The 13,224-nt window shown below is 35.6% G+C and carries 8 protein-coding genes; 6 read left to right on the forward strand and 2 right to left on the reverse strand.

The window, feature by feature from the left end; genetic code table 11:
- Positions 1–4: 4 nt before the first annotated feature.
- The 5 genes from BSF41_RS15340 to BSF41_RS15360 all read left to right on the forward strand — a co-directional run bounded on the left by BSF41_RS15340 (position 5) and on the right by BSF41_RS15360 (position 10,209).
- Entirely contained in the window at positions 5–2,665 is a 2,661-nt protein-coding gene (locus tag BSF41_RS15340) for a glycoside hydrolase family 3 protein (RefSeq protein WP_095930379.1), read from the forward strand.
- 262 nt (positions 2,666–2,927) lie between these two features.
- The gene (locus BSF41_RS15345) at positions 2,928–6,014 is read left to right on the forward strand and encodes a SusC/RagA family TonB-linked outer membrane protein (protein ID WP_095930380.1); all 3,087 of its coding nucleotides are present in this window, start codon (positions 2,928–2,930) and stop codon (positions 6,012–6,014) included.
- 16 nt (positions 6,015–6,030) lie between these two features.
- On the forward strand, positions 6,031–7,617 hold the full coding sequence (locus BSF41_RS15350; protein ID WP_095930381.1) for a SusD/RagB family nutrient-binding outer membrane lipoprotein: 1,587 nt from the start codon (positions 6,031–6,033) through the stop codon (positions 7,615–7,617).
- A 344-nt stretch (positions 7,618–7,961) separates the two neighbouring features.
- Entirely contained in the window at positions 7,962–9,008 is a 1,047-nt protein-coding gene (locus tag BSF41_RS15355) for an exo-alpha-sialidase (protein ID WP_095930382.1), read from the forward strand.
- Between the two features lie 247 nt (positions 9,009–9,255).
- Complete coding sequence (locus tag BSF41_RS15360; RefSeq protein ID WP_253251842.1) at positions 9,256–10,209, forward strand: M20/M25/M40 family metallo-hydrolase; 954 nt, start codon at positions 9,256–9,258, stop codon at positions 10,207–10,209.
- Positions 10,210–10,461: 252 nt separating this feature from the next.
- On the opposite strand, the gene BSF41_RS15365 is transcribed toward BSF41_RS15360, so the two are convergent.
- Positions 10,462–10,827 carry a helix-turn-helix domain-containing protein gene (locus tag BSF41_RS15365; RefSeq protein ID WP_095930384.1) on the reverse strand — a complete coding sequence of 122 codons (366 nt, stop codon included), beginning with the start codon at positions 10,825–10,827 and terminating at the stop codon, positions 10,462–10,464.
- A gap of 81 nt (positions 10,828–10,908) precedes the next feature.
- Between BSF41_RS15365 and BSF41_RS15370 the strand changes: the two genes are divergently transcribed.
- Complete coding sequence (locus tag BSF41_RS15370; RefSeq protein WP_095930385.1) at positions 10,909–11,784, forward strand: NAD(P)H-binding protein; 876 nt, start codon at positions 10,909–10,911, stop codon at positions 11,782–11,784.
- A 104-nt stretch (positions 11,785–11,888) separates the two neighbouring features.
- Here the strand turns inward: BSF41_RS15370 and BSF41_RS15375 are convergent, their stop codons facing one another.
- Positions 11,889–13,220, reverse strand: coding sequence for a hypothetical protein (locus BSF41_RS15375; protein ID WP_095930386.1), 1,332 nt, complete (start codon positions 13,218–13,220; stop codon positions 11,889–11,891).
- Positions 13,221–13,224 lie beyond the last annotated feature (4 nt).

The following is a 13,224-nucleotide window of genomic DNA, read 5'->3' on the forward strand; positions in this document are numbered from 1 at the left end:
AACTATGTTACAATTAAGAATGAGGAAAACGGCCATTATTTTTGTAATGGCTGTTGGTTTTTTTAACCAGACCAACGCCCAGAAAAAGTATCCGTATCAGGATGCCAAATTACCAGTAGAAGAGAGAGTACAAGATTTGCTAAGCCGTATGACACTTGAAGAAAAAGTGCGTCAGATGGATATGTATAGAGGAGATTTTTTTAAAGATAAAGAAGATTTTGCTAAAGCTAAATCGGCAGAAAAAATCGGGAAATTAGGAATTGGAGCGATTCATGATCTTTATCCGCGTTCAGCGAAAATGATCAACGATCTTCAAACCAATGTAATCAAAGGAAACCGTTGGGGAATTCCAGCTTTGATTATGTGTGAAATGCTTCATGGATATTTAGACGAAGGAAGTACCGCTTTCCCAATGAACATTGGACTTGGAGCAACTTGGGATGTTGCCGTGATGGACAAAGTAGGTAAAGTAATTGGTATGGAAGCCAGAGCTCATGGAGTTCATTTTGGATTTGGACCAAATTTAGATTTAGGGCGCGAACCAAGATGGGGACGTGTTGCTGAAACTTTTGGTGAAGATGCTTTCTTGAACAGCGAAATTGGTTTGGCTTTCATTAAAGGATTGCAAGGAGACGATTTAAAATCGGATCGTTCTATTATTGCAGAACCTAAACACTTTGCCGTTCACGGTATTCCGCAAGCGGGAGGGAATTCTTCGCCAATTTTAGTTGGAGAGCGTTCAGCAAGAGAAGATCATTTGCCATCTTTCCAAAAAGCATTTACAAAAGGCGGTGCTTTAGGAACAATGTGTGCGTATTCTGAATTGGACGGAATTCCTTGTGCTGCAAATCACTGGTTATTAACAGATGTTTTAAGAAAAGAATGGGGCTTTAAAGGAATTGTAGTTTCAGATTTAGGAGCTATTAAATACATTCAAACGACTCATAAAGTGGCTGATTCTCCAAAAGATGCTATTAGAGAAGCAGTTTCTTCTGGAGTTGATATGCAGTTTTATGATTTTAGCAATGAATTTTGGCAAAATACCATTATTGAATTGGTAAATGAAAAGAAACTGACAACTGAAAATATCGACCGTGCGGCGGGAGGCGTTTTGCGTTTGAAATTCTTGTTAGGATTATTTGAAAATCCGTACACAGAAAAAAATCTAATTAAAGAGCGTTTTCATACTCCAGAAAATCAGAAAGTTGCTTTAGAAGCGGCTCAAAAATCAATGGTTTTATTGAAAAATGAAAACAATATTTTGCCTTTAAGTAAAAATCTTAAAAACATTGCGGTTATCGGGCCAAATGCAAATGCTTCAAGATTGGGAGGTTATGCTCCGAAGAACAGTGTCGGAATGACAGTTTACGAAGGAGTTAAGGAATTGGTTGGAAAAACGGCTAATGTAGTTTATGAAGAAGGAGTTCCGCTGATTGTAAAAGGACAAATTATTCCATCTAAATATTTATTTACTCCAGACGAATCTCAAAACGGATTAAAAGGAGAATATTTCAATAACAGAAATCTGGAAGGAACACCAGCTTTAACTCGTATTGATAGCCAATTAGAGTTTGACTGGCCTTGGGCACCTGGTGATGGTGTGAATGTGGATGATTTTTCTATTAGATGGACAGGATTCTTAAAATCGGATCAGGCATTGGATGGTTGGTTAGGTTTAAGTTCTGATGACGGAATCAGAATGTATATCGATGACCAATTGGTAATCGACAACTGGACAAAAGGTGCGACAAGCATGGTTACAGTTCCAAAAAATATCGAAAAAGGTAAAAAATACAAAGTCCGCATTGAAATGTGGGAAGGAGGCTGGGGTGCCAGAGCTCATTTCCGTTGGAATTTAGAAAAAGTAAACTTACAGCCAGCAATTGAAGCAGCTAAAAAAGCAGATGTTGCGATTGTAGTTTTAGGAGAATCTAACGAATTGGTAGAAGAAAACAGAGACGTTGCTTCTTTAGACTTATTCGGAATCCAACAGCAATTGATTGAAGAAATTCAAAAAACAGGAACTCCTGTGGTTTGTGTGTTATTAAATGGCCGCCCGCTTTCTACAAATTGGATTGCTGAAAATATTCCAGCAGTTTTGGAAGGATGGTTTCCAGGAGAATTAGGAGGAAGAGCTGTAGCCGATGTTTTATTTGGAGATTATAATCCGGGTGGAAGATTACCAATCACAGTTCCGAAATCGGTAGGACAGTTACCTATATATTATAATCAAAAACCATCTGCAATACATAAATATGTAGCAGAAAGCGAACATCCTTTATATTCGTTTGGTTACGGATTAAGTTACACGAAGTTTGAATATTCTAATTTAAAGCTGAATACTTCTGAAATTAAACCAAATGGAGAAATAAAAGTTTCTGTTGATGTTAAAAACATTGGAGACAGAGATGGAGACGAAGTGGTTCAGTTGTATGTAAATGATGTATATAGTTCTGTAACGACACCAGAGAAAACTTTAAGAGGTTTCAAACGATTAAATATTAAGAAAGGAGAAACTACAACTGTTGATTTTACACTTACTAAGGACGAGCTAGGCCTTTATAACAGGGAAATGAAGTATGTTGTAGAGCCTGGAGACTTCGAAGTAATGGTTGGCGGAAACTCATCGGATCTTCTAAAAACCAAATTCAAGGTTTCGAACTAAAAAGTGTTAAATACCGAATAATTTTAAACGATTTTTAGTTAAAAAAATGAATACAACTAAAAAAGGTCAAAATCTATTAGATTAATAGATTTTGGCCTTTTTTATAAGGCAGAGTAGGATTACAAATGAAAACGTTTTCTTTCAATAAATGACCAAAGATTTACCAACACCTGCGAAAAATTGTCATTTGTCGAAATTATATTTTGTTAACAGAATGTATTCTTAAGTTTAACATGTTATTAACTCTAAAAAAACAACTAATATGATTAAAAGCGTACTAAAATTACTGTTTGTCATATGCCTTTTTGGGTTCCAAGGCCTACAAGCGCAGACAACAGTAAAAGGAACGATAACAGATGCTCAAAGCGGAATTCCAATTCCTGGAGCAAATATTATTGTTAAAGGAACTAAAACAAGTGCTTCATCAGATTTTGATGGTAAATACAGCATTAGCGTTCCAAATCAATCAGCAGTTTTAGTTTTTACTTACGTAGGATCTTCTACAAAAGAAGTTGCTGTTGGATCACAAACTACAATTAACGTATCATTAGGTCCAGATACGCAGCAATTAGGAGAGGTAGTCGTTACAGCTCTTGGTATTAAAAGAGAGAAAAAAGCAATTACGTATTCTGCACAAAACGTTTCTGTAGACGAACTTTCTGAAGCTAGATCATTAAACGTTGCCAACTCACTTTCTGGTAAAGTTGCAGGTCTTAACTTCTCTACAACTTCAAATGGTGTTGGTTCTTCTTCTAGAATTACTTTAAGAGGTAACAGATCTCTTAACGGAAACAACCAGCCTCTTTATGTAGTAGATGGTGTGCCAATTAGTAACGGAACAACGAATACAAATCCTGATATTGATACAGGAGGAACTACACAACCTGATGGTATTTCTAACATTAACCCAGAAGATATTGCTTCGATGACTGTTTTGAAAGGTCCATCTGCAGCAGCTCTTTACGGATCTAGAGCATCAAATGGTGTAATCGTAATTACAACTAAATCTGGTAAATCTGGAAAAACTTCAGTTTCGTTATCATCTAACTTTATGGCTTCTTCTGCTTATAACTTGATGAATTTACAAAACGAGTACGGACAAGGTACAAATGGAAATTATGTTTCTAACTCAAGCTCAAGCTGGGGTGCGCCTTTAGACGGACGTCAGGTATCTGCTTGGCAGTTGGTTCGTAATCCAAATTATGCAGGACCAGCTACACAAAGCTATTCTCCACAGAAAAACAACGTTATTGATTTCTACAAAACAGGATATAACTTAGCAAACACTTTGACTGTTACAGCTGGTAACGAAAAAGCGCAAGGATATTTCTCTTATACTAACACACGTGCTGAAGGTATTGTTGGCGGAAACCAATTGGACAGACACAATCTTAACTTAAGATTGACTAGTAAAATTACAGACAAATTAACTTTAGACGCAAAAACAAACTACATCGTTCAAGATATCGATAACTTATTGAGAACTGGTGAAGAGTCTATCGGAACATCTGCTTATTTATTACCTCGTAGTATCGCTTACAACGATTACAAAGATTTCGAATATATCGATGCTGCAGGACAAAGACAAGTAAACTATTTCCTTGACGAAACTGGAGCTCCAGGAGGAAACCCATTCTGGTCTGCTTTAAGAGATGATGCTCGTACAGATAAAAGAAATAGATTTATTGGTTTAGCTTCTCTTAAATATGAGTTTACAAAAACTTTAAGTTTACAAGGTAGAGCTGGTTTAGACCAAATGACAAACAAAAATGTAAGAAACAGATATGCAACTGCAGCTTTCAACAGCAACATGGGTTCATACAGTGAATCTTATGAAACAGTAAGCGAATTAAACATTGATGCTTTACTTTCTTACAATGAAAAATTCGGAGATTTCTCTATCGGTCTTAATGCTGGTGCGAGTTCATTGCAACAAAATAGTTCAGCTTTAAATTCAGGTGGTGTATTAAGTAAAAGAAACTTCTTCGCGTTATCAAACGTGCAAACAGTTCAATCTACTTCTACAGCTTCAGAGAAAAGAATTAACTCTGTTTACGGATTTGGTCAAATTGGTTTCAGAAACTATTTATTCTTAGATTTAACAGCTAGAAATGACTGGTCTTCTACTTTACCAGAAGATTATTTCTACCCATCTTTCGGACTTTCTGCTGTTCTTTCTGATATGTTTACATTGCCAGAAGTAATTAGTTTTGCAAAATTAAGAGCTTCTTATGCACAAGTGGGTAACGATACAGATCCTTATCAAACACAACAGAGATTCTCTTACATTGGTGGTAATGGTGGTATGTTATACGGACAAAACACAAAAGCAAATCCAAACTTGAAACCGGAGATTTCTTCTTCTAATGAGTTTGGTGCTGATGTTAGATTTTTCAACAATCGTTTAGGTTTAGATTTCACATACTTTAAAACATTAACTAACAACCAAATTTTCTACATCAACACTCCTGAACCTTCTGGATATTCTAGAGCAATTGTAAACGGTGGAGATATCGAAAATAAAGGTTTTGAGTTCACGCTTAGTGCAACTCCAATTCAAACACAAAACTTCTCTTGGGATATTACAGCAAACTACGCTTCTTATAAGTCAAAAGTAAAATCTATCTTTGAAGGACGTGATGAATTAGTAATCGGTGAAGGACGTTTAGTTAGAAGTAAAGTAGTTAAAGGTGGAGAATATGGTGATTTATACATCAAAGGTTTCCAAAGAAATGAAGCTGGAGAAATTTTAGTAAACAGCGCTGGTATTCCATTAGCAACAAATGGTTTTGATGTTCGTGCTGGTAACTTTAACCCAGATTGGACTGCAGGTTTCAAAAATAACTTCAAATACAAAGATTTCTCTTTAAGCTTCTTAGTTGACTTTAGAATCGGTGGTGAAGTTATTTCATACACTCAAGCTAGACAAGCTGGTTTAGGGGTAAGTGATATTACTTTGGCAGGAAGAAATGGTGGAATCGTTGTTGATGGTGTTGTAGATAACGGAAACGGAACTTATACTCAAAATACAACAAGCATCAATGCTGAACAATACTGGACAGCAATCGGTCAAAGAACTCCAATTGCAGAGCCATTCGTTTATGATGCTACAAACATCAGATTAAGAGAGCTTGTTTTTGGTTATTCAATGCCAAAACGTTTATTAGGTAACTCAGGATTTACAAGCATCGATTTCTCATTAGTAGGTAGAAACTTGTTCTTCTTCTTAAACAAAGCTAAGTACTTTGATCCAGAAGCAGGAGCAGGTACAGGTAACTTGCAAGGTATAGAATCTTTCAACATTCCATCAACGAGAGATTATGGAGTGAATGTTAAATTTGGATTTTAATTAAAAAAGAGACATCATGAAATATAGTTTTAAAATAAAAACATTAGGAGTTGCTTTAATGGCAGTTTCTATTTTATCAAGCTGCACTGGCGATTTTGATGAAATAAACAAAGATCCTAATTCATTAACTGAAGATCAGTTAGATGCTACATTAGCTGGTCCTGCATTTGCTTCTGCATTATACGCAGGTATACACAATGGTTCTTATTCATCTCCAGGAGTAGATGATCAAGGTACTTGGGGTATTGCTACAGGTATTTTATCTTCAACTTTTATTCACTATTTAAACTGTGGATATGGAACGGAAAGAAATGCTTTCGTTAATGGATACGAAGGTAGAGGATGGACAAGATTTTACACCGTTGCGGCTCCAGCGTTATCAAATGCTATTAAAGCATCTGAAGGAAACGCAGAAGCTACTGCAATCTTAAAAATCTGGAAAGTTTTTATGTACAACCAAATGGTTGATGCTTACGGACCAATTCCTTATACTGAAGCTGGAAACGGAAAAGATAAAGTTCCTTACGACAGCGTAGAATTTATTTATGCAGATTTCTTTAAACTATTAGATGAAGCAAATGCAATATTAGCTTCAACTTCTGTAACTTCGGTTGCCTCTCTTGCCCCAAATGATAGAGTTTATTCAGGAAATGTTGACAAATGGAGAATCTTCGGAAACAGTATGAGATTACGTTTGGCCCTAAGAATTTCGGATAAAGAACCTGCAAATGCAAAAACTCAAGCTGAAGCTGCAGTAGCTGCTGGAGTTATGCAAACAAATGATCAAAGCGCTTTCTTTAAAGCAAGTAACATTACTCCAAACAATTTAAACATGATTGTAAACAGCTGGGGTTATGTAATGACCTCTTCTATGGAAAGTATCTTAGTTGGATACAATGATCCGCGTTTAGCTAAATGGTTTGCGCCAATTGCTTCAGGAGTATATAGAGGAAATCCAGTTGGAGGTTTAGAAGATCAATTCGGAACTACAGAATTTTCTAAATTCAACAATAATGTTTTAGGAAATGGAGCTGCTAATACACTTAGCGAAACTAAAAACATTGAAATCTTCATGGCTTCTGAAAACTACTTGAGTAGAGCAGAGGGAGCTTTAAATGGATGGAACATGGGAGCAGATGCTAAAACTTTGTATGAAACAGGTATTAGATTATCGCTTGCGCAATGGGGAGTTACAGAAGTAGCTGACGTTAACGCTTATATTGCTGGAACAACATTGCCAACATTACCAAACATTTTGACAGTATATCCAACTTTAGATTTACAAGATATTCCAGTTAAATTGCCAGTGGCTTGGTCTGCATCTACTGCCGATCAAAGAACTCAAATTGCAGTTCAGAAATACTTAGCAATTTTCCCAGAATCTTGGGAAGCTTGGGCAGATTTACGTAGAAGCGATGCTAAAGTAATCTATCCAGTTTTAAATACGGATAATCCAGATGCTGGAGTTGGTAAATCTTTGATGAAAAGAATTATTTACACTACAAATGAGTACTCATCAAACAAAGCTGCTGTAGATGAAGGAGTTTCTAAATTAGGAGGTCCAGATTCTGGTGGAACAAGACTTTGGTGGGACACAAAATAATTAATTTGGTAAAGTAAAAAATCCAATCGATTTGTTACTTGAGCAGAAGGAGAGGTAACTCTCCTTTTGTTTTATATATAAACCAGTGAATTTTTGCCCCAACTTTAATTCATAATTGGCAATTCCCTTTGTTTGAAATTGAACAAAATTTAATTTGAACACATAGAAGCATAGTTTCTGTGTCTAAAAAGGAAAGTAAAGAGAAAAATATTTCTTTTACATAGACTTTTATTATGCGTATTTGAATTAGTGAAACGCCTTTTTTTAGGTTTCGGAAAGCTATGTTTCGATGTGTTTAATAATTTTAAACAAGCACAAATAATATTAATTTTCATCAAAATAAAATGATTTTAAAGAAAAAATATGCTGTAGTAGGTCTATTGGCTTTATTTCTTTTTTCTAATGAAATGAAAGCACAACTGAAGGCAGTAAATATTGAAAGCAGTTATATTGCAGATCCGCCTGTTACCACAAATAGCCATGCCTCAACTTTGGTCGAATACAAACCCAACGAGATTTTAGCCGCTTGGTTTGGTGGAAAATATGAAGGTGCAAAAGATGTCGGAATTTATATTTCGGCTTATAAAGACAAAAAATGGTCTGCACCAAAAGAACTTATTCAGCCCTTAATTAAAAACGGAGACACACTACCATGTTGGAATCCGGTTTTGTTTAAAAGCAAGAGCGAGAATTTGTATTTGTTTTATAAAATTGGAAAAAATCCGAGAGAATGGTTTGGCGCTATGATTGTTTCGAAAGATAACGGAACAACCTGGGGAGAACCAAAATATCTTACGGACGGAATTTTAGGTCCAATTCGAAATAAACCAATAGAAACTACTCCAGGCGTAATTTTATGCGGAAGCAGCACAGAAAGTGTAGGCACTGACGAATGGCGCGTGCATGTTGAGGAATATACTGAAGCAACAGATTCTTGGAAAAAAATAGCCGTAGAAAACAATCAAAACTTTGATATCATTCAGCCAACATTTTTAATTCATAGCAAGAGTGATATTCAGATGCTGTCTCGTAGCAAACACAATAAAGTAGTTTCGAGCTGGTCAGGAGACAACGGAAAAAGTTGGATTAGAACCAATACTATAAATGTCATCAATTCCAATTCTGGTATTGATGCTTTAACAGTAGACAAAAACACGTTTTTATTGGTAAATAATCCGCTTCCAATTGGAAAAGACTGGTTTAACGGAAGAAATATTTTAGACGTAGAATATTCTAAAGACGGTTTAAAATGGACGAAATTATTCGATCTCGAAAAACAGGAAAAAGGAGAATTCAGCTATCCAGCCATAATCCAAACCACAGACAAAAAAATACACGTTTTGTATACTTATGATCGAAAATATATTAAACATACCTCTTTCGATTTATAAGATAATAGTACGATGATAAAACAGATATTTAATTTTAACACATAGAAACATAGAATTTTATTCCTCTAGAAAAGAGAAATAGAAAAAGCTAGCTTTAACACATAGCTATGTGTTTTAATGTTAGTGAAACGCCTTTTTCAAGTTATGCAATCTATGTTTCTATGTGTTTTAAAAAAAAATCAGTAAAAATCCGCGTCTTTTCAAAGCAAATCCGTTTCATCCGCGTCCCATCTATAGAATAACAATTATGAAATTAAAACTTTTTTTTGCGACCGTATTTTTTTGCTGCACTTTCGTGAATGCACAAATGTCTAATACCTTTTACAAACATGATAAATACCTTTCATCTGATAAATTGGAAGGACGTTTTGTGGGAACAAAAGGGAATAATAAAGCAGCAGCTTACATTCAGAAGTATTTTAAAAAGTATGATTTAAAAGAATTTGGTAATTCATATTATCAGCCTTTCCAAGTATTTGTAAAAGAAGGAATCAATAAAATGAAATCGGATAGTGTGGCTACGCAAAATGTTGTGGGTTACATTGAAGGTTCAGATCCTAATTTGAAAAAGGAATACATCGTAATCGGTGCCCATTACGACCATTGGGGTTGGGGCGGACAAGGTTCTGGAAGTAAAAAGAAAGAAGCCTTTGCCATTCATAACGGAGCAGATGATAATGCCTCTGGAGTATCGGCTTTGCTGTGCATTTTAGAAGAAATTTCAAAACAAAAAGTAAAACCTAAACGAAGCATTATTTTTATTTCGTTTAGCGGAGAAGAAGAAGGATTATTGGGTTCAAAATATTTCGTCAATCATCTTCCCGTTCCAAAAGAAGCTGTAAAAGTAATGCTGAATATGGATATGGTCGGAAGATTGAACGATAAAAAAGAGCTTTACATGGGAGGAGCAGGAACTTTTCCGAACGGAGTAGAATTAATGAAAAAACTGCAAGAAAATAGTGGCTTAAATCCTGTTATACATGCAGGCGACGTTGGTGGTTCAGATCATGTTTCTTTCTACAAAGAATCCATTTCAGCAGTTGGTTTTCATACCGGTGGGCATCCACAATACCACACACCAGAAGACGATATTGAACTGATTAATTCAGAGGGAGGCGCATTGGTTTCAAAATATATTTACAATGCTCTTATACAAATTGCCAATTATGAAGAAACTTTAGTTTTTATAAAACAGAATTAAATCGTTGAACGAAATTAATTATTTCGTCAACTGATTAGATTTGATCTGTCTAAATCTGCTTTAATCTTTTAAATCTGCGTGAAAAAAATCTACGCGCAAGAATTATTTCACGCAGATTTAAAAGATTTTCGCAGATTAAATTAGATTTTATTTATGGAATAAATTAAGTCGACTAGTGAAATTAATGCCTGTTCAATTTCACAAAACAAGTTAAGTTAATTAGTTTTTGTTTTTTAGCAAAGACGGTGTCTATTACATATTATAGACGCCGTCTTTCATTTTAAAAGCCCATGAAGCCATGGCATCAATTACAGGGAGCAAACCAGTTCCTGCACTGCTTAATTTATAAGTTACAAATGGCGGTACAACAGGTTTTGCTTCACGAATAACCAATCCGTCGGCTTCTAGTTGTTTTAAATGCTGAATGAGCATTTTTTCTGTTACGGCTGGAATAGCTCTTTTCAATTCGCTATAACGTTTATCTCCGGTTGATAAATGATATAAAATAATGGGTTTCCAGTAGCCTCCAATTTTCTCCATAACAAAAGTTACAGGACATTTTTCTAAGGCATACTGCTTGTTTTCTTGAATAGTAGACGATTCTTTAATTGCTGTCATGATACATACTTTAGGGTAAGTACTTGTATAAAAGTAAGTACAAAGATACCTTTGTCCTGTTAAATAAAAAAACATTTTAAGATGAAAATTATAATTTCAGGTTCATTAGGAAACATAGGAAAGCCTTTAACGGCGCAATTGGTAAAATCAGGGCATGATGTAACGGTTATTAGCAGTACTGCAGATCGTAAAGACGCCATCGAAAATTTAGGAGCAAAAGCCGCAATCGGATCAGTTAGCGATGCTGATTTTCTTTCTAAAACTTTTACTGGTGCAGATGCTCTTTTTGCCATGACGCCTCCAAATATGGGTGGAGTTAATATCATTAAAAATACTACCGATGCTGGTGCTGCTTTCGCGAAAGCAATTCAAGAAACCAAAATTAAAAGAGTAGTGATGCTAAGCAGCATTGGAGCCGATTTGCCAACAGGGAACGGACCAATAGCAGGTTTATATAATATTGAGAAGATTTACGAGAAATTAGACGTTTCTATCACGTTTTTAAGAGCGGGATATTTCTACTTTAATTTCTTTAACGATATTCCGATGATAAAAGGAGCGGGGATAATGGGAGCCAATTTTCCAGCGTCAAACAGTATTCCGTTAGTGCATCCAGAGGATATTGCAGCGGCTGCGGCAGAAGAATTGCAGAAAACTCAAGAAGGTAAAAATATCCGTTACATTATTAGTGATGTAAAAACGCCTTCAGAAATCGTAAAAGCTTTTGGATCTGCTATCGATAAACCGGAACTTCCTTGGATCGAATTTACAGACGAGCAATATTTTGGCGGAATGACACAAGCTGGAGTTCCAGAAGAAATGGCAGGTTTATACACCGAAATGGGAACTGGATTACGAAACGAAACCATTGCTGCAGATTTCTTAAACAATGATGGAAATGCAACAGGTAAAATCAAATTAGAAGATTTTGCAAAAGAATTTGCTTTAAAATTCTAATTATAAAAAAAACATTCCGCTTACTATAAATAGAAGCGGAATGTTCGATTAAAAAAAACTCAAGTGATGAATTTTTCACGCACTGTTTTCACAGCCGTATATTTTTAGAATACCCCAATGTAGTGGTTTCCTGGTTTATTCAATAATTTAGCACCTTTAGTAACTTTTCCAGAAGGAATATCAATTACATAAATGTTACCGTCTTTTCCAACCGGAGTTACAGCAATGTAGAAGTTGTTTCCATCAACTACAAAACCTTGATATTGACCGAAATCTAAATCAGCATCATAATCAATACCTTCAACTTTTTGCGCTGTTCTTGCATTCAAATCAAGTCTTGCTACATAACCTTGGTTTGTACCTTCAAAAGTATAAACTGCATAAGCAATTCCGTTTCCAACATATCTCCAAGCATCAATATAGCTTCCTTTTACTCCTAAAGCAGTATCTAAACTAAACACATAATTGTCATCGTATTGATTGTTTTGATTGATTTTTAGGATATAAGAACCCTTTTGAGTATCTCTTTGTGTTGCCTGATAAATGTTTCCATCAGTAGCCACAAAGCTGTTGAAACTTCTGTATCCGCTAGTATCGCCAAATCCAACTTTTGAAGTAATTACCACTGGATTTTCTAAAGAAGGGTAATCAACCACAACCGATTTAGACCCTAAACGTGTAAATGTGCTTTCGTTTTTTGATGGATCAGCAATATTCGTTTTACGCATCCAAGTTCCAATGATTAATTTGTTTCCTGCTTTGTTTAATGTTGGAGCATCCAGACGGAAAATGTGATGTCCTTGCGCTTCTTCTTCAGCAGTTAACGGAATGTCGTATTGTTTGTAAGCTGAGATTAAAGTCTGTTTCATATCTAAAGACAAAACAGTAGCTTTTCCTCTTGTGTTTTTGTATGACTTGTCTTCATTTACATTAACAATTGGAGTAGCCACGTTTACTGCAACACCTGTTTTATCTCCGTCAAAAAGTTTTACCCATCTTGGCGAAGTTCCAGCATATTGAGAGATATTTACTTTAGCATCAGATTGTGCAAAATTGTTTCCTCCGTTTACTTTGTACGTCATAAATTCTCCACCATTTGCACCCGTATACGTGATGTTGAAAAGCGTGCTTCCGTCAACAGAAGATTGTAAACGTGCCGTTCTGCTAGATTGAACCGGAACACCTTGATCGTAAACATTTACAGAAAAATTAGGATCTATGGCATTTGCTTTACTAATAGCATACACTTTTGTACCACCATTTCCGTCTCCTGGATCGGTCTGCATTACTGCACCAGCTACTGTAATCCAGCGTCCGTCTGTTTCTGGGTTAACAGGTTCAGTATTTTTGTTATCGTCGCTGCTGCAAGCTGTAGTCAATGCAAACGCACCAACTAGTAAGCGAGAGGCAAATAATTTAAATGTGTTTTTTTTCATTTTT

It is taken from the genome of Flavobacterium sp. ACN2, from assembly GCF_002303885.1.
In the GTDB taxonomy this organism is placed as follows: domain Bacteria; phylum Bacteroidota; class Bacteroidia; order Flavobacteriales; family Flavobacteriaceae; genus Flavobacterium.